Origin of the sequence: Rhodoligotrophos appendicifer (assembly GCF_007474605.1) — a bacterium.
GTDB lineage: Bacteria > Pseudomonadota > Alphaproteobacteria > Rhizobiales > Im1 > Rhodoligotrophos > Rhodoligotrophos appendicifer.
On the sequence record NZ_VHKL01000003.1, the window covers coordinates 17,125 to 37,878 of the forward strand.

Below are 20,754 nucleotides of genomic sequence, written 5' to 3' on the forward strand. Positions count from 1 at the left end.
CACGGAACATCCCCATCCTTGAGCTAGAGAGGATCGGTAAGCTTGTCTTCGGGATGCAGGCGCTGTGACGACCGCTTCCTGAAGACGAGCAACAGTCCGAGGATGATCAACGCCATACCGGCGAGGGCCAGCAAATGCATGGAATTATCCAATATCAGATAGTCCAGAACCACCGTGACCACCGGCACGAGGTAGAGCAGGCTGGTGACATTCACGAGATTGTCGCTGCGGATCAACCGGTAGAACAACAATTGGGCACCCACGGAGATCACCAATCCCAGAAACAGCGCCGGCAGCAGGAACTGCAGGCTCAGCTCGATGTGAAACGGTTCAAAAGGAAGAAAGCAGAGACAGAGCACGAGAGTGACGATGTACTGGAGCGGCAGGACCTCCGTCGGCGCTTGCTGCACTCTCTTTTGCAGCATGGCGCCGGAGGTGACGCAGAGAAGCGCGCTCAGGGCAAAGCTCACGCCCAGCCCGGACAATTTCGCTAAAATCAAGCTGTGATAGACGACGAGGACGAGGCCGGCGAGGGCCATGAATAAGCCGAGCAGCCGCCAGACTGAAAAGCGTCGCTCTGTCACCAACAGGGTCAGAATGGGCTGGACGCCGAGAATGGTCGACAGCAGTCCTGGCGTCACCCCATGAGCCATGGCCTGGAAGCAACAAACCGAGTAGCCGCCGATCATCAACAGTCCCGTGCCGGCAACTTGCCATCGTGTTCCCGCTTTTGGCAGCCACCGCCGGCTCGGCAGGTTGATGAGAAGCAATGCTCCGAGAGCGAGCCCATACCTGACGATCAACAGGGCGAAGACTGAACTGTGGTCGAGCCCCCAGCGGGTTACGATCGTTCCGCTGGCCCACAACAGCACAAATGTGGACATGGCGGCAGAGGCCGTCCAGTCGGTCGATCTGGTGCGCATGGGGTTCAGGTAAACTTATATGTGAGGTCTTGACGTCGGAGCTCTTTGTATAGCGCGGTCAAAGATTGGGGGGAAGGAGTTGTGGGCTCCATCCCGAGACGGGACAGGCCCTGACGGCTCGCTCTCGTTCAGCAGTGCCGGCCTGCACATTGCCGGATCTGATGGAGGGACCTCGCGCAGTGATCCGCCAAGGCCTTTTCCGTCTAATTGCTTCGCTTTAGCACCCCGCAGCTTGCGACGATCGACTGTGACGGACTGAGCCCGGTATGCGTATAGCAGGCATCCAACTGGTCTGGCGCCGAGATGAGCATGCTGATGGAGCCATCGGTATCGGACCCGACGATTGTCTTTCCATCCGCCGCGATCGTGGCCGCGAATGGCTCCTTCTTATTCGGATCGGACCAGGTTTCTCCCCACAGGAGGCGCCCATCCTGTCCTTTGAAATCCATGGTGATGGTGATTTCCACCACGCGTGGGGTGTCGGACTTCGTCTCGGCCCCAGCGTGGTACGCGTTTGAGCCATAAATGACGGTCTTCCATGGACCCGTCCAAATGCCTTTGAGGTCGGGTGTACCCGCCTCTTGAGCTGACACGACCGATCCGAGCCCGATTACGACGAACGCCAAGGCCAAAGATCGCATGAACATCCTCCCGACTGTCTGAGTGTTTCTCCAAATGGCGAGGCTCAGTATAAACACATTTGCCGCGGCTGGGAGCGGATGCCGCTGCCCATTGGGATGACGTTCTCTATCTGGATTGCCCCTCCTTTTTTGGACGGAAGCGGAACGCATCTGCGGTCGGATGTTTTTTCCCGATGTCGTCCTGTGCCGGGGGTGCAGGAAATGGACGTAGAGCGACGGAGGAGGTTTCATGCGGGCACTTTGCTGGCACGGAAAACATGACATTCGCTATGACACGGTTCCCGATCCCGAAATCGAGGATGGCCGGGACGCGATCATCAAGGTGACCAGCTGTGCAATCTGCGGGTCGGATCTGCATCTCTATGACGGCTTCATGCCCGGCATGGAGAGCGGTGACATCATGGGCCATGAGTTCATGGGTGAGGTCGTCGAGGTCGGCCGCGACAACAAGAAGCTCAAGGTGGGCGACCGGGTCGTGGTCCCCTTCACCATCTGCTGCGGCGAGTGCTACCAGTGTCGTCGGGGCAATTTCTCGGTCTGCGAGCGGAGCAACCGCAACAAGGATGTCGCCGACAAAGTCTTTGGACACACCACCGCCGGGCTGTTCGGCTACACCCACCTCACCGGCGGCTATCCCGGCGGCCAGGCCGAATATGTTCGGGTGCCCTTTGCAGATGTGACGCCGGTGAAGATCCCCGACGGCCTCACCGACGAGCAGGTGCTGTTTCTCGGTGACATCTTTCCCACCGGCTGGCAGGCCGCCGTCAATTGCGAGATCGAGCCGACGGACACGGTGGCGGTCTGGGGTGCGGGGCCGGTTGGCCAGTTCTGCCTGCGCAGCGCCATTCTTCTCGGTGCCCAACGCGTGATTATGATCGACAACGTGCCCGAGCGCCTCACCATGGCCGCCGCGGCGGGGGCGGTCACCATTAATTTCGACGAGGAGAGCGTCGTCGAGCGGCTGAATGAGCTCACCCAGGGCAAGGGCCCTGACAAATGCATAGACGCCGTGGGCCTCGAGGCTCATGCCACGGGCTCTTTGGATGCGGTCTACGACCGCGTGAAGCAAGCGGTGATGCTTGAGACCGATCGGCCTCATGTGCTGCGCGAGGCGATCTATGTCTGCCGCCCCGGTGGTATTATTTCGATCCCCGGCGTCTATGGCGGGATTGTGGACAAGCTGCCCTTCGGCGCCGCCATGAACAAGAGCCTCACCTTCCGCATGGGACAGACCCATGTGAACCGCTGGACCGATGATCTGCTCGCGCGCATCGAGAAGGGCGAAATCGATCCCAGCTTCGTCATAACCCACACGGTCAGCCTCAGCGAGGGTCCCGAATACTACAAGACCTTCCGGGACAAGCATGACGGCTGCATCAAAGTTGTCCTCAAACCCTGAGGGATCGGAATGTCTTTCATGAATGGCTCGCCCCGCCGGGAGGAGGCCGATAGACTCGCCCGAGGCCTGGGCTGGTTCTCCATGGTCTCGGCTTGACGGAGCTTCTCGCCCCCCAAGCGATCGGGCGCCTACTGGGTAGGGAATACCCGTCGCCCCTTCTGCGGGCTTATGGAGTGCGCGAGATCGCAACGGGGATCGGCATCCTGGCGTCGGAGGATCCGACCCCTTGGATTTGGGGGCGTGTCGCGGGCGATGTCCTGGACATCGCTACCCTAGCCCCGGGGTTGAGCGCCGACAATCCCCGGCGCGACACGGTGGCAGTGGCCATGGGCCTCGTTGGCGCGGTGACGGCGGTCGATATCGCCTGCGCCCGGAGCCTGGGTCAAAGGCCGCCTCAGGTCTATGACTATAGTGACCGGGCCGGCCTGAGCGCGACGGTGCTGATGCGCCGACCCGCCCCTGCTCCTTAAACGCTACTCTCGGCCGGAGAGCCTCGACCCATCGTCAGGAGCCTGGAATGCATAGCGACAGGGACGACCGGACCACCGAGAGCCTTAGGCACAGGATCGATGGCGGCGGGGCCGGCGACAAGGTCACGGGTTCCGATCCGGCCGCGGCGCCCTTGGGGACGGATGAGGAGGCAGGCGGGCACCCGCCCTCGGGGGTTGAGATTGCGGCGGCTTGGCGTCACGAACCCGGTCAGGTCGAAACCGATCCCAGCCGCACCAATGGCCGGGTCAATGGCGTCGGAAGATTTGTGTTCCTCACCGCCGCCATCGCTCTCGCCTTGATCACTGCCCTTGCCTGGGCTCTAGCGGCCTGAAGCGCGTCCGGCCGCACCTGAACATCAGCCCAACCCGCAAGCATGACCGCGCCCCAACCAGAAACCAATATCCAGTAGATCCAATATTCTCAGGTGCGGTTCCGCAGTCTGAGGATGCCTGTTTGCCCGCCCCTCCCCGGTCGACTGCGCACCTCTGTCACCGGCTCCTCAGGGCGAAGAGCTCGACACCGATTTGGCTCGCGGGATCTCCGAACATTGCCACGGGCAGACCCGTGGAGGCTGGGCCCGGCTTGTTGTAGCACCTGTTCCTCAGTCGCATATTTGCGTAAAGTTCCTCCGCGGAGCTGCCTCCGATGTAGAGGCTGGTGGCCTTCACCACACTCCCGAAGTCAAGCCCCGACGCCCGCAAGACATGGCCAAGCTGCTCCATCACGTCTGCGGTCTGTGCAACGAGACTCTCGTCATCCTGAAGCGATCGCGCGCTCATCCAGGTGAAGAGCTCCCCTCGGCACTCCGTCAGCCGGACGCCCTCCAGTTCATGCCGTTCGCGATGGGGCGTCGCCCCTCTGACATAGCTGAGCATCCCGGTGACCAAGGCCTGCGAATCTGCACTGCCGATGACAGCGCCCTCATCGTCCAGAAGCTGCAAATCGCTTAGGTTTTTTCCGATTTCCAGAAGGTCCTCGCGTCTGGAATACCCCGAAATCCAGCGATCCGACAGACGCTGCGCCGGGATCAGCCCCAAATCCGCCAGGACATTGTCCAGCTGCCGGCGGGCGTCTGGAAGATTCCCCCGGTCCGTCACCACACTCATCCACACCACCTCGCCCGCGTCGCAATACCGGACTTGGAGATCCCCTGTGGATCTCTCGCCGGTTGCCAAGGCGATCTCGCCAGCAAAGGCATCGATCTCAAGGAGAAGCCCGTCGAGATAGAGGTAGGGCACGCAAATCGGGACGATCAGCGGCTGCGTCCCGAGCCGATCCCGCAATTGCTGGATCATGCGCTGCTCGTCGTCGCGACCCCCCACGAAATAGGCCACGATTTGGCCGAGGCCCGTTTTCGGCATCTTTGCCCTTTGGAGCAGGGTTGCAATGTGATTGCACACGATCTCCGTCTGCGCCTCCAGGTTACCGGGACTGAGCACGCGTGCGTCCCGATCAAGCGGAATCTGCCCGCAGCTCCACGCTAAGGATTCATCCCTCACCAGAAGCGAATAAGGCACCTCGATCGGCATGCGCCAAGGATCGCCAAAGGAAATATGCTCACGCATCCTTATTCTCCCACCGGGTCTCACCGCCCGAGTCTGAAATGGTCGCCGACATAGCTTGCAAAGGCGTCCGCCAGACGTGACGGCGGTCGCATGCGACTGGTAACGATGGAGATCGCATAATCCGTTTCCGGTGAAAAGCTGCGTCTGACCAGTCGTTCCCCGTCATATTGAGTGGCGACGAAATCATCGAGCAGCGCGATTCCCAGGCCCAGTTCCGCAAGCTCCAGGACCGATCGCGACATGAGCGACGTAATTCTCCGCGCCGGGCGCACCCCGTTCTGGCGCAGCATCTGGTCGATCTCGAACTGCACTGAATCCCCGGTGCCGAGAGTAATGATCCGGCGCTCGTGAAGATCAGCGGCCGTAATGACGTCTTTATGGCAGAGAGGATCGCTGCGATCGATCATGCAGACGAGGCGCAGCTTGGCGATCAGTCGGCTGGCGACTTCGGCATGCATAGGCACATGCAGCCCGATTCCGACATCGGCGCGTCCGGAAATCACGTGATCGACGACGCCTTGGGAATTGAGCGCCAGCAATGTGAGTGAGATGTCCGAATGGGCCGTCAGGAAACCTTCGACGAGCTGGCTCAAGGGGTGCACAGAGAGCAGCGGCAGGCAGGCAACGGTGAGCCGCCCCACGCGCATGGTCTTCAAATCGACCGCATATTGTGAAAGACGGTCGAACGCGACGAAAGATTTGCCGATTTCCTCGAACAGGAGGCGTCCCTCCGGTGTCAGTGTCCACATATTTCCCTCACGGCGGCGCAGCGGAAAGCCGAGTTCCTCGTGCAACTCCTGCAGATATTTGGAGACGGCCGGCTGCGAGACATGCAGGCGCCGCGCCGCTTCTGTGACAGAACCATAGGCTGCGACGGCATAGAAGACTTCAAGGTGACGGGGTCTCATGGCAAGCTCATAACCTGGAGTGATGCGCTGAACAATTAAATGTACTGCTGATGATGGAACTAGGGATGGTAGCCTTGCGGGTCTTGTCTTGAGTGAGGTTCTCGCGTGGACGTCGCCCCCCTCGCCCATCAGCTCCCGGAAGAGCGCCTGCATCAGCCCTTTCCGGCTCGCCATTACCAGAATTGCCTGCAGCTTGTGCAGGCCGATCTCGCCAGCCGTGGCTTGGCAGCAGGTGTTCTGGTCGATCCCGAGAACCTCTTTTGGCTCACCGGCTATCGGTCCATGGGCTACTGGACCTTTCAGGCCCTCATTGTACCGCGGAGTGGCTTGCCGATCCTGGTCAGCCGAATATTCAACAAGCCGCTGTCTGAGGCGACCCCCACAATCGGCGGCTTCGAAACCATTGGCGACAGCGATGACGCGGCATCGGTCCTGAACCGCGCCTTGCAGAAGCACGTATCGCGAGGCGGGGATATCGGATTTGAAACCGGCGCCCGCAACTTCACCGGCCTGTTGCTTCGGGCTCTCGAACAGCAGGCACAGGGTTTCCGGATCCTCGACTGGAACGGAGTCTGCGAGCAGCACCGTCGACTCAAGACCCAGGACCAACTCGGCCTCATGCGCAAAGCGGCCGATGCAGCCGTCGCCGGCCTGGACGCAGCATTGCGTTGCGTGGCGCCCGGCCGGTCTGAAAACGATGTCGCCGCTGCCATGCTGGCGGGTTCGGTGAGGGCTGGGAGCGATTTCTTCCGGGTCCCCTTGGTGGTCACCGGACCGGCAACGGCGCTGTGCTTTACCACCTGGGAGCGCCGTGTGATCCGTCCTGGCCATGTCGTGTTGCTGGAATCGGCGTCATGCGTTGATCGCTATCACGCCATGATTGCGCGCACCTGCATCGTCGGCCGGGCCAGCGACGATCATCGCGCTGTGGCCGGGATGCTCCTTGACATGTTGGACCGCGCCATCGACGCGATCCGCCCCGGCGTCACCTCCGGCGAAGTCTTCGCTGCGGCCAACCAGGCGCTGGAGGGCTCCACCCACTATCGGCGGGCAGGTCAGCGCATCGGCTATTCCATCGGCATCGGCTTCCCACCGAACTGGGCGGAAGGTCACTTCCTCGATCTCAAAGCGGACGATCCGACGATTTTGGAACCCGGCATGACCTTCCACGTCGTCCCGTCCATGTTTACGCCTGATTTCGGCATGTGGTTCAGCGAGAGCGTAGCGGTGGCCTCGAGCGGTGTCGAAGTGCTCACCCACTATCCAAGGCAGCTCTTCGAGCTGGAGACGTAACGACGGCCCCACGCCCGACAAGATTTGTGACCCATAGCCAGAAGATGAGGGATGAGCTCATGAGACCGTTTCTAAAGACCGTGATTGCAGCTGCAATATGCGCAATGGCTGGAATCGGAAGTGCCCGGGCCGCCGACACCTTGCCCTTGAAGCTCGACTGGAGCCTTTACGGCATGCACACGCCCTTCTATGCGGGTCTGTCGAAAGGCTACTACACGGACGAAGGGATCGATCTCACCATCGCCGAAGGAAACAGCGCCGGCAATGTTGTGAAGCTCGTCGCCTCCGGCGAAGATCCGATCGCCTTCATCGACCTGGGCACCATGACCATTGGTGCTTCCAAGGGAATGCCGGTGAAGGCGATCTATGGAGTTCATCAGAAGAATCCGATGGTGATTATCAGCCGGAAGGACAAGCCGGTCGAAACTCCGAAGGCCCTGGAGGACAAGGTGCTCGCCATGGCAGCTTCGGAATCCACTGCCCAGATGCTGCCGGCGCTTCTGGCTGTAAACCAAGTTGATGCCAAGAAGATCAACATTCTCAATCCCGCGGTCGGCGCCAAGAACGCGCTGTTGCTGCAGGGCCGCACCGATGCCGTGACCGGCGTAACCTATTTCGCGCTGCCGATCTTCCAGAAGCAGGGTCTTGACGTCAGCTACTTCACCTATGCCGATAACGGGGTGCCGGCGCTCGAGGGCGGAATCGTCGCGAACACCGACTGGCTCGCTAAGAACCAGGACCTGGCCAAGCGTTTTCTCAAGGCGACGTCCCGCGCCATCGCTGACGCCAAGGCCAATCCTGAAGCCACCGTCGATGAGGCTTTAAAGATCCGGACCGATCGGTCCCGCGACCGCGACCAGCTTGTCGCCCAGCTCAAGCTGTCATTGGATCTGCTCACGACGGAGAACAGCAAGGACTTGGCGCCCGGTGCCATGGCGGACGCCGATTGGCTGGCGATGATCGACGGCATGCAGAAGGCCGGGCTGATCAAGGGTGACCGTCCGGCGACGGACTACTACACTAACGAACTCATCTCGAAATAAGCACGCGCAGGGTAATCTTGCCGCGTCCAGGAGGGCTCTCCGGGCGCGGCGTCTGTTTCGGAGACGCCTTAATGTCCTGGCGCGACGCATTCTATCCGTTCGCGACCTTCGTCGTCTTCATTCTCCTCTGGGCGGCGGCGGTTCAAGCTTTTGCCTTACCGGAATATCTGGTGCCGTCCCCATGGGCGGTTGCCCTCCGCATAAAAGAGGATTTTGGGATCCTCCTTTATCACTCCGGCGTCACCCTGGCGGAGACGGTAGGAGGTTTCGTCTTGGCCGTTGTCTTGGGCGTCGTCATGGGCGCCCTGCTAGTCTCCTCCCGTAACCTGGAGCGGGTCGTGCTGCCGGTGCTGCTGGTGATCCAGACTTTCCCGAAAATCGCGCTCGCACCGCTCATCATCATCTGGTTTGGCCTGGGCTTTGGACCCAAACTGATGATGAGCTTTCTTGTCGCCGTCTTCCCGGTGCTCGTCTCCACCATGGTGGGCATGCGTTCGGTGGAGAAGGATGTGGTCGATCTCGCCCGCTCCATGCAGGCGTCCAGCCTGGCGATTTTCCTCCGCTTTCGTCTACCCACCGCCCTGCCCCAGATCTTAGGTGCCATGAAGGTGGCCGTCGCCTTCGCTATCGTCGGCGCGGTCGTGGGCGAATGGGTGGCCGCCGACAAGGGCCTCGGCTATCTGCTGATCTGGTCCAACGCCAATCTCGACACGCCCCTGCTGTTCGCCATTCTCTTCTGTCTTATGGTCATCGGGCTGGGGCTTTATTATCTTGTTGAGGCTGCCGAAAAGTTCGCGTTGCCGTGGCATGTGAGCCAACGCGGCCAAGCGGCCAGCTTCTCCACATGAAGAATGCTCTCATCGAGATCTCCGGCGTCGGCATGCGCTTCGACACGGTTGACGCACTCCACAACATATCCCTTGCCGTCGAGCGCAAGCGCTTCGTCTCGATCGTCGGCCCCAGCGGCTGTGGAAAAAGCACCCTCATGCGCATCGTCGCGGGTCTTGTCCGGCCGACCTCTGGGGAGGTGCGGATCGAGGGCGAAACGGTGCACAGGCCGCATCCAGGGGTCGGCATCGTCTTCCAGAGCGCCACGCTGCTGCCTTGGAAATCCGTTCGTGGCAACATTGCCCTGCAGCTTGAGCTGCGTGGGCTGAAGCCATCGGAGCACGCTGCGGCGATCGATGGACTGATCCGCTTGACTGGCCTCCAAGGTTTCGAAAACCACCTTCCCCATCAGCTATCCGGTGGGATGCAGCAGCGGGTGTCGATCTGCCGGGCCCTGGTTCATGACCCGGAACTCCTGCTGCTGGACGAACCGTTTGGCGCCCTCGACGCAATGACTCGAGAGACCATGAATCTTGAGCTTCAACGTATCTGGCTCGATCGCCGAAAGACGGTGCTCATGATCACACATGGTATCGCTGAAGCCGTTTTCCTCTCGGACATTGTGGTGGTCATGTCCGCACGGCCAGGACGCATCGAGCGGATCATCGAAATTGACCTCGAACGCCCGCGTCGTCCCGATATCGACGACGATCCTCGATTCCGCGAATATGTGAAGGACATCCGCAAGATGTTCGGCGAAGCGCTCGCTCTCGATTGATGATCGGCATCGTCCCGGCCAATCCGGTCAGACGTAGCGACTGATGATATTTTCAAGATACTCCTGCTTTCCGGACCGGGGCTGAGGCTCTACGGCCCATGCCGTGACATGGGCGGCGATCTCTTCCAAGGTCCGCTTCCCGGCCAGTATGGCTTGCGCCTCTTCCCCTCTCCAGCCGGCATAGCGAGCTCCGACGAGACTCGACAACGCCTTGTCCTCAACCATCTTGGCTGCGGCCTTCAGCCCGCGCGCACAAACATCGATGGCCCCCACATGTGCCAGGACGAGATCCTCCGGATCCAGGGATTGCCGCCTGAGCTTTGCATCGAAATTCGTGCCTCCCGTAGTGAAACCTCCGGCCTTGAGGATCTCGTAATAGGCCAACGCGACCTCCGTGGGATTATTGGGGAACTGATCCGTGTCCCAACCGGATTGGTAGTCGTTGCGGTTCATGTCGATCGAGCCGAAAATGCCCAGCGCCGCTGCGGTTGCCAGCTCGTGTTCGAAGGAATGCCCGGCCAGGATGGCGTGCCCCTGCTCCAGGTTCAGCTTCACCTCCTTATCCAAGCCGTAGCGTTTGAGGAACCCATAGACCGTTGCCGCATCGAAATCATATTGGTGCTTCGTGGGCTCCTGGGGCTTGGGCTCGATGAGGATCGTGCCCTTGAATCCGCTTCTGTGCTTGTAGTCGACGATGAGGTTCAGGAATCGGCCCAACTGGTCGAGCTCTTGGGCCATATCGGTGTTGAGCAGCGTCTCATAACCTTCGCGCCCGCCCCAAAGCACGTAATTTTCGCCGCCGAGCCGCTGGGTCACATCCATGCAAGCCTTCACGGTGGCCGCTGCATAGGCGAAGATCTCGGGGTCCGGGTTGGTGGCTGCGCCGGCCATGTAGCGTCTGTTTGAGAACAGGTTCGCCGTCCCCCAAAGCAGCTTGATGCCCGTGTCATGCATCTTGGCCTCGAGCGTATCGGCGATGTCGTGCAGCCGGATGATACTTTCCGTGAGCGTTGCCCCTTCGGGGCGGACGTCGGCGTCGTGAAAGCAGTAGTAGGGAACTCCCAGCAGCGAGAAGAGCTCGAAAGCCACATTGGCTTTCAGCTTTGCAGCCTCCATTGTGTCTGCAAACCAGGGGCGCTCGAACGTCTGGCCGCCGAACGGGTCAGTGCCTGGCCAGATGAAGCTGTGCCAGTAGCAGACCGCAAAGCGCAGATGATCTTCGAGCCGCTTGCCCAGAACCTTTTCATCGGGATCATAGAAGCGATAGGCGAAGGGGTTTGTGCTATTGGGACCTTCGAATTGGATCCGGCCGATATCGCCGAAGAAGCCAGTGCTCATGTCGTTGCTCCCAGAATGGCGGGGTAAAGGCGGCGGTAACGGTCATGCGCCGCATCATAGGCGTCTCGCAGCGCCGTTTCCGGCTCGATGGTCTCGGCCGCGGCCGGTGGTTTGCAGACCTCGACGGGATCGGCCCCTTCCGCAGCGATCAATCCGAGGCGCGCTGCACCGAGGGCTGCGCCGTAATCTCCCTCCGCGGGGACGTCGACCGGCACGTCGAGGGCGGTTGCGATCGATCGGAGCCAATAGCGAGATTGCGCGCCGCCACCGACGGCAACCACCCGCTCGAGCTGCGTGCCGGCCGCCGCCAGGGCATCCCGGCAGTCGCGGAAGGCGAAGGCGACCCCTTCCAACACCGCTTGCGTCATCGCCTTTTGACCGACATTGTGGCCGAAGCCCGTGAAGCTGCCACGGATCCGCACATCATTATGGGGAGTCCGCTCGCCGGCGAGAAACGGCAGAAACGTTACATCACTCGGCGGCTGCAGAGTGTCGCCCAGTGCATGGGTAAGGTCGGCCGGCGGGTGGCCCACAAGACTGGAAAACCAGTTCAGGGCGTCGGTGGCCGACAAGATCACGCCCATCTGATGCCACGCGCCGGGCAAAGCGTGACAGAACGCATGCACGGCGCTGGCGGGGTTGGGACTATAGCGGTCATTGGCAGCAAACAGCACCCCCGACGTTCCGATCGAAATGAACGCCCGTCCCGGTGTCACCACACCCATGCCGCAGGCGGTGGCCGCATTGTCGCCGCCGCCACCGGCGACGACGACCTCGGGTGCCATGCCCCAATTCCGTCCGAGCTCGGGTTTGAGATAACCCGAGACGGCGCTGCCCTCTACCAGCGCTGGCACGTGCCGCACATCGAGATGCGTGGCGTCGAGAAGCTCGGCCGACCAGCATCGGTTGCCGACATCCAGCCACGCGCTGCCGGAGGCATCGGACATCTCCGACACATAGTCCCCGGTCAGCCAAAGGCGGAGAAAGTCCTTGGGCAGCAGGACATGACGGAGTCGAGCAAAGATCTCCGGCTCCTCCTCTTCCACCCAGGCGATCTTAGGCGCGGTGAAGCCCGGAAAGACGATGTTGCCGGCTATGGCCCGAAACTGGGGATTGGCATCCAGTCGCGCCGCCTGTGCGTGGCTCCGCGTATCGTTCCAAAGAATGCAGGGTCTGAGCACCTCGTCGGCCTCGCCCAGCAATGTCGCTCCGTGCATCTGCCCGGAGAGGCCGATCCCGCGGACGCATGACAGCTCGTCCGGTGCCATGCTTTTCAGTGCAGCCATGGCCGCCTCCGTCGCCAGGATCCAGTCGCCTGGATCTTGTTCCGACCAGCCGGAGTGAGGCCGCGAGACTGCCAGCGGCGAGGTTGTCGAGGCGATGACCCGTTGGTCCCTATCGACCAGCAGCGCTTTCACGCCCGATGTTCCGAGATCAAGACCGAGATACATGGTGCCTTCTGCTGAACGAAGCGGGGCGGCTGAACAATGCGCGAGGCAGCACCTTGCATCATCCCGGTTGTCGCCCGAGACGGGGGCGGGATGATGCAGGCATGGCGTCAGACGGCGCCTTAGAACGGCGAGTTGGGGTAATAGAACTGCTCGGCATTCTCCTTCGTTACGAGGGTCGCATCCAGGATGTAATTGCCCCTGACCGGCAGTTGCTCGTAGAGCCCTGCAGCCGTCAGATCCATCGCGACCGCGATCATGGCCGGCGGATAGAGCACGTCCACGGGGACCATCTTGTCGCCGTCCATGACCTTCTTGATCATGTCCTTCATGCCGGCGCCGCCGACCACGAACTGGATATCGGTGCGGTTGGCCTGCTGGATCGCTTCCAGGACGCCCACCACCATGTCGTCATCCTGCGCCCAGACCGCGTCGATCTGAGGATGTTTCGACAGGAAGTCCTGCATGATCTTGAAGGCGTCGTCTCGACTCCAGTTGCCGAACTGGCGGTCAAGGACCTTGATGTCCGTGCCGGCGATCGCCTCGTCGAAGCCTTTGTTGCGCTCCTCATCGATGACGATGGGCAGGCCGCGAATGACAACGACGTTGCCCTTGCCGTTCAGTTTCTCCTTGATGTACTCCCCGCCGACCCGTCCGAGCTCGGGATTGTTGCCGGCGACATACAGGTCCTGGATCGTCGGATCGGTCAGGGCGCGGTCGACCACCGTGACGAAGATCCCCTTCTCTTTGACACTGCGGATCGGATCCGTCAGTTCGTCGGAATTGTGGGGGAGCGTCACCAGAGCGTCGATGCCTTGGGTCGTCAGATCCTCCAAAGCGTTGGCCTGAGACGCCCCGTCGGGGGAGGTTTTTACCAGCACCTTGAGACCGGGATAGCGCTTCTCCAGCAGCTTGGCCTGCTCCTGAGCATGATAGACCACGCCACCGGTCCATCCATGATCCGCCGCTGGGATCGAGACCGCGATGGTCTTGGCGTCTTGAGCCTGCCCTGTTCCTGTTGCCAGCATGAGGCCTGCAAGGATCGGCCCGAATAACAATTTCCGCATCGTTCTCTCCCTAGGTTGTTCCGTGAAACGAGGAGGTATGCCTCCCACTCGGCCTCATCGTCGCCGCATCAAGGAGCGCTGCACCAGCATCGCGATGATGATGATGGCACCCTGGACGGCCCCGATGAGGTATTCGCTGACGAGGTCGGACAGGACCATGATGTTGCCCACGACCTCGAGAATGAGCGCGCCGCAGATCGTCCCCCAGACCCTGCCGACGCCGCCGCGCAGTGCCGTGCCGCCGATCACCACGGCCGTGATCGCCTGAAGCTCCCACAACAGTCCTGTGGTCGGCGTGGCCGCGCCCAGGCGTGGCACATAGACGAGCACGGCGATGGCCACACAGATGCCCTGGATGACGTAGGTCAACGTTCTGACCCGGTTGACCGAGATCCCGGAATATCGCGCCACATCCTCGTTCGAACCGACGGCGACCACATGGCGACCGAACGCCGTACGATGCAGGATGAAGGCGCCGATGAGCCCGACGGCGATGATGACGAGCACAGGGATCGGCACGCCGAACACATCGCCGAAATAGACCGGACGGTAAGTTGCCCGAAGTTCTGACGACTTCATGGCGATCGAGCCGCCTTCCGCCAGATAGATGACCAGAGCTCGGAAGATGCCCATCGTCCCGAGGGTCACGATGAAGGGTTCGATCCGTCCGACCGTGGTGATCACACCATTGGCCATGCCGCAGGCTGCGCCTACGCCGATGGCGATCAGCATCGCCGCCGCCAGCATGGGGATCTCTCCCGTAATGGATCCACCATTCATGAACAGGATCATGACGCCGGCGACGAAGGCGGCCATGGCACCGACCGACAGATCGAGCCCGCCCGCCGAGATGACGAAAGTGGCCCCCACTGCGATGATGGCGATGAAGGCGCTACGGGTGATGACGTTAAGCAGGTTGTCGATGCTGAGAAAATTGGGATTGACCAGCGCACCCAAGATCAGCAGGGCGGCCAGCGCTACAAAGGGGGCGATGACCCGCATGTCGATGCTGGGGCGAGAGCGCGTGCGTCTTTGCCGCTCGGATGTTTCGGTCATGCCGGGTGCAACATGGCTGTGGTGTCCCTGGAAACCCCGGTTGCATGGACCACGATCTCATCCTCGGTCATGTCTGCGCCGCTGACTTCACCGACGATCCGACCACTGCGCATAATGAGGATGCGATCGCAGATCCCGATCAGCTCGGGCATCTCCGACGAGATGACCACTACTGATTTGCCCGCCTCTGCGAGCTGGGCAATGAACTTGTAGATTTGCTCCTTGGTCCCGATGTCGATACCTCGGGTCGGTTCGTCAATCACGATGATTTCGGGATCGAGCAGCATCATCTTCGCCAGCAGCAGCTTCTGCTGATTGCCGCCAGACAGCTGCCCCGCGAGCAGGTCGTTGCGCGGGGTCCTCACATCAAAGCGAGCGATGGCGGTATCGAGCTCGGCCCATTCCTTCTTCGTGTCGATGAAAATCCCCCGAGTGAACTGGTCGAGCGCGGCAAGCGTGAGGTTCATGCGCAGATCGCGCGTGAGGATCAGTCCTTTGCCCTTCCGGTCCTCGCTGAGATAGACGATGCCCGCATCCATGCTGTCGCGCACTGTTCTGAAATGCACGGGCTTGCCCCTGAACGTCACCGCCCCGCTGACCGAGCGCAACCCGACAAGGCCTTCGAAGAGTTCTGTGCGACCCGCGCCGACGAGACCGGCAAAGCCAAGGATCTCGCCCTCGTTCAGCGTGAATGAGGCCTCGCTCACATAACCGGGCACGCTCAGGCGGTCGACCTCCAACACGGGGCTCGGCGCGAGCACCCTGGTACGATCGGGGTAGAGCTTGGCGACATCGCGCCCCACCATCAGCCGTGCCATGTCCACTGGCTCCAGAGAGGCCGCTTCTACAGTCGTGACCATCTTGCCGTCCCGCAACACGGTCACGCGGTCGGCGATCTCCTTCACCTCGGCAAGCCGATGGGAGATATAGACGACTGTCGTCCCCTTTCTTTTGAGTTCCAAAATCAAACGGATCAGCGCATCCGTCTCGAACGGTGTCAGCGATGCGGTCGGCTCGTCGAAGATGACGACCTGGTGCGGCACCAGCAATGCGCGGGCGATCTGCACCAGTTGCCTTTGCGCGATCGACAGCAGGCCGACCACAGTCGTTGGGTCGACATCGGCGTCCAGCCCTTGCAGGACATCCGCTGCACCTTGCTGCATGGCGCGATCGTCGAGGGTCAGCCCCCGGCGCAGCTCGCGGCCGAGATAGATGTTCTGGGCGACAGTCAGGTCCGGGGCCAGCAGGATTTCCTGGTGGACGAGAACGATACCGCGCTTCTCAGCATCCACGGGCGACGTGAGCTTGGCGGCAGTACCGTTTAGCTTCAGAGTCCCTCCCGTCGGATGCAGATGGCCGGCGAGGATTTTCATGAGCGTGGACTTGCCGGCCCCGTTCTCCCCGATGATGGCGTGGATTTCGCCGGCTCTAAGCGCCAGGTCGATATGGCTCAGCACCTCCACGGGCCCAAAGGACATAGAGATGTCAACGGCCGCCAGCGGCACGGAAGAAGGCGCCTCCGGGGGCGTGCTCATGGAATCGTTACCCAGCGGCTGTCATCGCGCGATGACGCGACGGCCGCCTCGATGAACCGGACGCCTGCCAACCCGTCCTCTATGGTCGGATACATAACCTCCGCATCGATCATTTCGCCCGACTGGACCGCCCGGATGGCACGTGCCGCTTCGCTGTAAATCGTGGCGAAGCCTTCCAGATAACCCTCGGGATGGCCAGGCGGGATGCGCGACACGCGATCGGCTTGCGGCCATGCACCGGCACCGCGCCGCGTGAAGAGCTGTTTCGGCTGTCCGAAAGCGGTGAACCACAGAGAATTTGGATCGGTCTGCGCCCACTCCAATCCACCTTTGGTGCCGTAGACGCGGAGTTTCAGCCCATTCTCGTTGCCGACCGCCACTTGGCTCGCCCACAGCAGGCCGCGGGCGCCACCCTTGAAGCGCAGCATGATCTGAACGTCGTCGTCGAGCCGGCGGCCCTCGACGAAGGTCGTCAACTGGGCCGATAGGGCCTCAGGCTGCAACCCGGTTACGAAACAAGCGAGATGATACGCATGGGTCCCGATGTCGCCGAGGCAGCCGCCTGCTCCGGACCGCGCGGGATCTGTACGCCACTCGGCCTGTTTGTTGCCGCTATCTTCCAAGCGCTCGGTCAGCCAATCTTGCGGATATTCCGCCTGGATGACTCGAAGTGTTCCCAACTCGCCTTCGGCGACCATCGCCCTGGCTTGGCGGATCATGGGATAGCCCGAGTAGTTGTGGGTGACTGCGAAGACGCATCCCGTCTCGCGCACCAGAGCCACCAGGTCTTCTGCTTCCCCACTGGTCGTCGTCAAAGGCTTGTCGCAGATCACATGGATGCCAGCATTGAGAAAAGCGCGAGCGATCGGGGCATGCAGATGGTTCGGGGTGACGATGGACACGACTTCTATGCCGTCGCTGCGCGCAGCCTCTGCCTGCGCCATCGCCTCGTAGGAGTCATAGGCCCGGTCCAATGCGATTCCGAGGTCCTGAGCAGAGGCCCTTGCCCGTGCTGCCTCCGATGAGAACGCGCCGGCGACCAGTTCATAGTCATCGTCCAGGCGAGCCGCGATGCGGTGAACAGCGCCGATAAAGGCGCCGCGTCCGCCGCCGACCATTCCGAGCCGGAGACGGCGCCGGGCGCTGTTGTCTTGACTTGCCTCGATCGCCATGACCGCGTCCCCCTATGCCAGACCGAGAATGCGGCGATTGGCGGCGTCATCAGCTCCGGAACCCGCAAAATCGTCAAAGGCCCGGTCTGTCACGCGGATCAGATGGGCGCTGATGAATTCCGCCCCTTCCCGGGCGCCGTCCTCGGGATGTTTCAAAGCGCATTCCCATTCAAGCACCGCCCAGCTGCCATAGTCATGGGCCGTGAGCTTCGAAAACACCGCACCGAAATCAACTTGACCATCGCCCAGAGAGCGGAAACGGCCGGCACGGTCGACCCAGCGCTGATAGCCGCCATAGACACCCTGGCGCCCGGTCGGGTTGAACTCGGCGTCCTTCACGTGAAAGGCTTTGATGCGCTCGTGATAGATGTCGATATATTCGAGATAATCCAGCTGCTGCAGCACGAAATGCGAGGGGTCGTAGAGGAGATTGGCGCGCGGGTGATTGTTCACGCGCTCCAGGAACATCTCGAAACTGATACCGTCATGAAGATCCTCCCCCGGATGGATTTCATAGGCCAGGTCGACGCCGTGCTCGTCGGCAAAGTCCAGGATCGGCAGCCAGCGCCGTCCAAGTTCGTCGAAAGCGGCCTCCACCAGCCCGGTTGGCCGCTGGGGGAATGGATAGAGAAACGGCCAGGCAAGGGCGCCGGAAAAGGTCGGGTGAGCCGTGATGCCGAGGTGCTTTGATGCGCGGATCGCCCGCTTCACCTGATCAACCGCCCATTCCTGCCGCGCTTTCGGGTTTCCACGCACCTCAGGCGCTGCAAAACCGTCCATCAGCTCGTCATAAACGGGATGCACGGCGACCAGTTGTCCCTGCAGGTGTGTGCTGAGCTCGGTGATGGCAAGTCCATGCTTTGCCGCGGTGGCAGCGAGATCCTCGCAATAGGCCTTGGACTCCGAGGCCTGCTTCAAATCGATGAGCCGTCCGTCCCAGGCGGGAATCTGGACCCCTTGATATCCGAGTCCCGCGGCCCACTCGCAGATGGTGTCGAGAGAATTGTACGGTGCTGTGTCACCGGCGAATTGGGCGAGAAAGATCGCCGGGCCCTTGATCCCCTTCATGAAGGCTGCTCCCTGTAATCTCTTTTTCTTCAACATCAAAAAGAAGTGCGCACCTCACGCAAATCACATCTACGGCACATTGTCTCTGAGGAAGATGTCAATCCTGATGTGTTCCTGCCCGGGTACGATCGGTGCGCCCTCACGGAGTGCGAGAAGGATCCGCGTCGTGCTCCTGGCCATATGGCCGGAATCCTGGTTGATGATCGCATCGATCGTGCCCCGCACGAGATGGCGGCGTGAAAAGGCGGTGAGCTCGTGCCCGACATAAACAATCGCCTGCGCGCGCCCCGATGCTTCCAGGGCTGCGATGATGCCCTCTTGCCCACCGCCCACATTGTAAAGGGCCACCAGTTCCGGATGCTCGATCAGAAGGGCGCGGGCCGCCGCCTCGACTCTGGCGTTTTCGTCACGACCTTCCCTGACCGGCAGCACGTCGAGATGGGCATATTCACGGGCGATGACCTGCTCGAAACCATTGCGGCGCTCGATGTGGTCTCGCAAGGCCAATGACCCGGCGATGAGCCCGACTTTGCCTGGACGTCGACCGACAAAACGCCCGATGAGGGTGGCCGCAGTTCGCCCGGCGGCAAAATTGTCAATGCCGACGAAGTGCGCGCGCTTCGAAGACGGCAAGTCGGACACCAAGGTCAGGACCGTGATGCCACGCGCCGTCAGACCGTTGACCGCCTCCACCACTGCCGGATGGTCGAGCCCGACGACCGCAACGCCGGTTATCTCCGGCCCGATTGCCTCCAGCGCTTCTGCGAGCACGGGGCCGTCAAAGACGTCCACATGCACAATCGACAATCGGACCCGCTCATGGATCAGCCGATCGCGCGATGCCAGGAATTCTCCCTCGAGATCCTTCATGAAGGCATTGTGGCCCGTGGGGAGAATGATCGTGAAATTGTGCTCACGCGCCCGGGCGAGGCGAGAGGCATGGCGGTCGGGCTCGAAATTGAGGCGATTGATCGCCGTTCTGACCCGTTCGATCGTGCGGGCGTGGACGCCCTCACGGCCATTGACGACACGATCGACGGTGGCAAGGCTGACGCCGGCTTCCCGTGCGACGTCTTCAAGGGTGACTTTTAACATGCGGCGTCCCAGGTCTCCCACCTCAGAGGTACCACCTCAAAATGAGGTCGACAACATCAATTTGAGGTGTCGAGGAAATCCGGCTCTGTCCGGGTTGTGCCGATGAGTTCTTATCCGGGACGCAAGGCTCAGTTTTCCAGTAAGGCGGCGGCAATGTGCTGGGGCGTGACCCCGTCTGGGATCTCTTTGAAGACCACGTGGAAACCGGAACTCGTGACCACGGGCTCCGCGAACAGGCGCTTCAAGGCGCCTGTCTTCAGGGCATGGTCGACGATACCCTCCCAGCCGAGCCCGATCCCCTTTCCTGCGGTGACCGATTGGAGGAGCAGATCGTATCCCGTGAATGAACCGACGCTGGGCAGCAGCCGCATTCGACGCCCATGGGCGGCAAAGAAGCGATACCAACTGGCCGTCTCGAAGCTCTGGGAATCGAGATGCAGCAATGGTCCCTTCGCGAGGTCATCGAGACTCCAATCCTGATCCGTCTTGCCCAAGTTGGCCAGGAGACTGGGCGCGGCGACGGGAAAGATCCGCTCCTCGATGATGAGATGGGAAGAGTGCTCGCGCCAGCTGGCGGGGCCGAAACGGATCGAAAATGCCACCTCGTCAGTATCGAAATCTGCATAATTGTTCGAACTGAGGAGCCGGACCGTTCGGTTTGGGAAGAGCGCCTGCAGCCTCGAAAGCGCTGGGAGCACGAAGAGGTGTGACAGCGAATAGCTCGCACCGATGGTGAGTGTCCGCGCAGGCTCGCTGATCCGATCGATGGCCTCCAGGATGCCTGCAAACCCCTGCCGTGTCGCCTCGGCGAATTCCCTTCCAGCCAAAGTCGGCTTCACGACTCGGTTGCGGCGCTCGAAGAGCAGCACGCCCAGGTGATCCTCCAGCTTGCGGATGTGGGAGGATATGGCCGGCTGAGAGACGCCGAGTTCGCTGGCTGCCAAAGAGAAGCTTTCAAGTCGAACCGCCGCCTCGTGGGCCACCAAAGCGTGCAGGATCGGGGTGAGCTTGCGAGAGTTTTTCATAACTTTAGATTATACCATAACTCATTCTTTTGTATTCGACAAATGGCGTCCTCTGCTGACACTGGATGAATTGTGTTTTT

20 protein-coding genes are annotated in these 20,754 nt (G+C 61.3%); 7 read left to right on the plus strand and 13 right to left on the minus strand.

What is annotated here, in order from left to right; translation table 11 throughout:
• Window positions 1-23: 23 nt before the first annotated feature.
• Complete coding sequence (locus tag FKM97_RS06960) at window positions 24-923, minus strand: DMT family transporter (RefSeq protein ID WP_205014803.1); 900 nt, start codon at window positions 921-923, stop codon at window positions 24-26.
• 203 nt (window positions 924-1,126) lie between these two features.
• The gene (locus FKM97_RS06965; RefSeq protein WP_144291690.1) at window positions 1,127-1,564 is read right to left on the minus strand and encodes a hypothetical protein; all 438 of its coding nucleotides are present in this window, start codon (window positions 1,562-1,564) and stop codon (window positions 1,127-1,129) included.
• A 229-nt stretch (window positions 1,565-1,793) separates the two neighbouring features.
• On the opposite strand from FKM97_RS06965, the gene FKM97_RS06970 reads away from it, so the two are divergent.
• The 3 genes from FKM97_RS06970 to FKM97_RS06980 all read left to right on the plus strand — a co-directional run bounded on the left by FKM97_RS06970 (window position 1,794) and on the right by FKM97_RS06980 (window position 3,786).
• Window positions 1,794-2,963 carry a zinc-dependent alcohol dehydrogenase gene (locus FKM97_RS06970; protein ID WP_144291691.1) on the plus strand — a complete coding sequence of 390 codons (1,170 nt, stop codon included), beginning with the start codon at window positions 1,794-1,796 and terminating at the stop codon, window positions 2,961-2,963.
• A 173-nt stretch (window positions 2,964-3,136) separates the two neighbouring features.
• Complete coding sequence (locus FKM97_RS06975) at window positions 3,137-3,433, plus strand: hypothetical protein (RefSeq protein WP_144291692.1); 297 nt, start codon at window positions 3,137-3,139, stop codon at window positions 3,431-3,433.
• Between the two features lie 47 nt (window positions 3,434-3,480).
• On the plus strand, window positions 3,481-3,786 hold the full coding sequence (locus FKM97_RS06980; protein ID WP_144291693.1) for a hypothetical protein: 306 nt from the start codon (window positions 3,481-3,483) through the stop codon (window positions 3,784-3,786).
• Between the two features lie 157 nt (window positions 3,787-3,943).
• Here FKM97_RS06980 and FKM97_RS06985 read toward each other — a convergent pair whose 3' ends face one another.
• Window positions 3,944-5,020, minus strand: a complete 1,077-nt coding sequence (locus tag FKM97_RS06985) for a RidA family protein (protein WP_144291694.1) — start codon at window positions 5,018-5,020, stop codon at window positions 3,944-3,946.
• 20 nt (window positions 5,021-5,040) lie between these two features.
• Window positions 5,041-5,928: a LysR family transcriptional regulator gene (locus tag FKM97_RS06990; protein WP_170240798.1), complete on the minus strand. Its 888-nt coding sequence runs from the start codon at window positions 5,926-5,928 to the stop codon at window positions 5,041-5,043.
• Between the two features lie 105 nt (window positions 5,929-6,033).
• Between FKM97_RS06990 and FKM97_RS06995 the strand changes: the two genes are divergently transcribed.
• From FKM97_RS06995 to FKM97_RS07010, 4 genes are all read left to right on the plus strand, one after another.
• Window positions 6,034-7,221 (plus strand): M24 family metallopeptidase, encoded by a 1,188-nt coding sequence (locus FKM97_RS06995; RefSeq protein WP_144291696.1) that lies wholly within the window; start codon window positions 6,034-6,036, stop codon window positions 7,219-7,221.
• A 59-nt stretch (window positions 7,222-7,280) separates the two neighbouring features.
• The gene (locus FKM97_RS07000) at window positions 7,281-8,264 is read left to right on the plus strand and encodes an ABC transporter substrate-binding protein (RefSeq protein WP_170240799.1); all 984 of its coding nucleotides are present in this window, start codon (window positions 7,281-7,283) and stop codon (window positions 8,262-8,264) included.
• Between the two features lie 71 nt (window positions 8,265-8,335).
• Window positions 8,336-9,112, plus strand: a complete 777-nt coding sequence (locus tag FKM97_RS07005) for an ABC transporter permease (protein ID WP_144291698.1) — start codon at window positions 8,336-8,338, stop codon at window positions 9,110-9,112.
• Window positions 9,109-9,870 carry an ABC transporter ATP-binding protein gene (locus FKM97_RS07010; RefSeq protein WP_144291699.1) on the plus strand — a complete coding sequence of 254 codons (762 nt, stop codon included), beginning with the start codon at window positions 9,109-9,111 and terminating at the stop codon, window positions 9,868-9,870. The genes FKM97_RS07005 and FKM97_RS07010 overlap by 4 nt, the downstream gene beginning before the upstream one ends.
• 27 nt (window positions 9,871-9,897) lie before the next feature.
• On the opposite strand, the gene xylA is transcribed toward FKM97_RS07010, so the two are convergent.
• From xylA to FKM97_RS07055, 9 genes are all read right to left on the minus strand, one after another.
• Window positions 9,898-11,208, minus strand: a complete 1,311-nt coding sequence (gene xylA, locus FKM97_RS07015) for a xylose isomerase (protein WP_144291700.1) — start codon at window positions 11,206-11,208, stop codon at window positions 9,898-9,900.
• The gene (gene xylB / locus FKM97_RS07020; RefSeq protein WP_144291701.1) at window positions 11,205-12,659 is read right to left on the minus strand and encodes a xylulokinase; all 1,455 of its coding nucleotides are present in this window, start codon (window positions 12,657-12,659) and stop codon (window positions 11,205-11,207) included. Before xylB ends, xylA begins: the two co-directional genes overlap by 4 nt.
• 119 nt (window positions 12,660-12,778) lie before the next feature.
• Entirely contained in the window at window positions 12,779-13,723 is a 945-nt protein-coding gene (locus FKM97_RS07025) for an ABC transporter substrate-binding protein (protein WP_144291702.1), read from the minus strand.
• 54 nt (window positions 13,724-13,777) lie between these two features.
• A complete protein-coding gene (locus tag FKM97_RS07030; protein WP_144291703.1) occupies window positions 13,778-14,779 on the minus strand; it encodes an ABC transporter permease in 1,002 nt (333 codons plus the stop codon).
• Window positions 14,776-16,314 carry a sugar ABC transporter ATP-binding protein gene (locus tag FKM97_RS07035; protein ID WP_144291704.1) on the minus strand — a complete coding sequence of 513 codons (1,539 nt, stop codon included), beginning with the start codon at window positions 16,312-16,314 and terminating at the stop codon, window positions 14,776-14,778. Before FKM97_RS07035 ends, FKM97_RS07030 begins: the two co-directional genes overlap by 4 nt.
• Window positions 16,311-17,486 (minus strand): Gfo/Idh/MocA family protein, encoded by a 1,176-nt coding sequence (locus FKM97_RS07040; RefSeq protein ID WP_144291705.1) that lies wholly within the window; start codon window positions 17,484-17,486, stop codon window positions 16,311-16,313. Before FKM97_RS07040 ends, FKM97_RS07035 begins: the two co-directional genes overlap by 4 nt.
• A 12-nt stretch (window positions 17,487-17,498) precedes the next feature.
• Entirely contained in the window at window positions 17,499-18,554 is a 1,056-nt protein-coding gene (locus FKM97_RS07045; RefSeq protein ID WP_144291706.1) for a sugar phosphate isomerase/epimerase family protein, read from the minus strand.
• A gap of 69 nt (window positions 18,555-18,623) precedes the next feature.
• Window positions 18,624-19,649, minus strand: coding sequence for a LacI family DNA-binding transcriptional regulator (locus tag FKM97_RS07050; RefSeq protein WP_144291707.1), 1,026 nt, complete (start codon window positions 19,647-19,649; stop codon window positions 18,624-18,626).
• Between the two features lie 128 nt (window positions 19,650-19,777).
• On the minus strand, window positions 19,778-20,674 hold the full coding sequence (locus FKM97_RS07055; protein ID WP_144291708.1) for a LysR substrate-binding domain-containing protein: 897 nt from the start codon (window positions 20,672-20,674) through the stop codon (window positions 19,778-19,780).
• Window positions 20,675-20,754 lie beyond the last annotated feature (80 nt).

Bases quoted from the DNA above. Each gene is read 5' to 3' on its own strand.
- FKM97_RS07035 (WP_144291704.1), bottom strand. From the start codon at position 16,314: ATGAGCACGCCCCCGGAGGCGCCTTCTTCCGTGCCGCTGGCGGCCGTT.
- FKM97_RS06990 (WP_170240798.1), bottom strand. From the start codon at position 5,928: ATGAGACCCCGTCACCTTGAAGTCTTCTATGCCGTCGCAGCCTATGGT.
- FKM97_RS07025 (WP_144291702.1), bottom strand. From the start codon at position 13,723: ATGCGGAAATTGTTATTCGGGCCGATCCTTGCAGGCCTCATGCTGGCA.
- FKM97_RS06985 (WP_144291694.1), bottom strand. From the start codon at position 5,020: ATGCGTGAGCATATTTCCTTTGGCGATCCTTGGCGCATGCCGATCGAG.
- FKM97_RS06970 (WP_144291691.1), top strand. From the start codon at position 1,794: ATGCGGGCACTTTGCTGGCACGGAAAACATGACATTCGCTATGACACG.
- FKM97_RS06980 (WP_144291693.1), top strand. From the start codon at position 3,481: ATGCATAGCGACAGGGACGACCGGACCACCGAGAGCCTTAGGCACAGG.
- FKM97_RS06960 (WP_205014803.1), bottom strand. From the start codon at position 923: ATGCGCACCAGATCGACCGACTGGACGGCCTCTGCCGCCATGTCCACA.
- FKM97_RS07000 (WP_170240799.1), top strand. From the start codon at position 7,281: ATGAGACCGTTTCTAAAGACCGTGATTGCAGCTGCAATATGCGCAATG.
- FKM97_RS07040 (WP_144291705.1), bottom strand. From the start codon at position 17,486: ATGGCGATCGAGGCAAGTCAAGACAACAGCGCCCGGCGCCGTCTCCGG.
- FKM97_RS07030 (WP_144291703.1), bottom strand. From the start codon at position 14,779: ATGACCGAAACATCCGAGCGGCAAAGACGCACGCGCTCTCGCCCCAGC.
- FKM97_RS07055 (WP_144291708.1), bottom strand. From the start codon at position 20,674: ATGAAAAACTCTCGCAAGCTCACCCCGATCCTGCACGCTTTGGTGGCC.
- xylB (WP_144291701.1), bottom strand. From the start codon at position 12,659: ATGTATCTCGGTCTTGATCTCGGAACATCGGGCGTGAAAGCGCTGCTG.
- xylA (WP_144291700.1), bottom strand. From the start codon at position 11,208: ATGAGCACTGGCTTCTTCGGCGATATCGGCCGGATCCAATTCGAAGGT.
- FKM97_RS07010 (WP_144291699.1), top strand. From the start codon at position 9,109: ATGAAGAATGCTCTCATCGAGATCTCCGGCGTCGGCATGCGCTTCGAC.
- FKM97_RS07050 (WP_144291707.1), bottom strand. From the start codon at position 19,649: ATGTTAAAAGTCACCCTTGAAGACGTCGCACGGGAAGCCGGCGTCAGC.
- FKM97_RS06965 (WP_144291690.1), bottom strand. From the start codon at position 1,564: ATGCGATCTTTGGCCTTGGCGTTCGTCGTAATCGGGCTCGGATCGGTC.
- FKM97_RS07045 (WP_144291706.1), bottom strand. From the start codon at position 18,554: ATGAAGGGGATCAAGGGCCCGGCGATCTTTCTCGCCCAATTCGCCGGT.
- FKM97_RS07005 (WP_144291698.1), top strand. From the start codon at position 8,336: ATGTCCTGGCGCGACGCATTCTATCCGTTCGCGACCTTCGTCGTCTTC.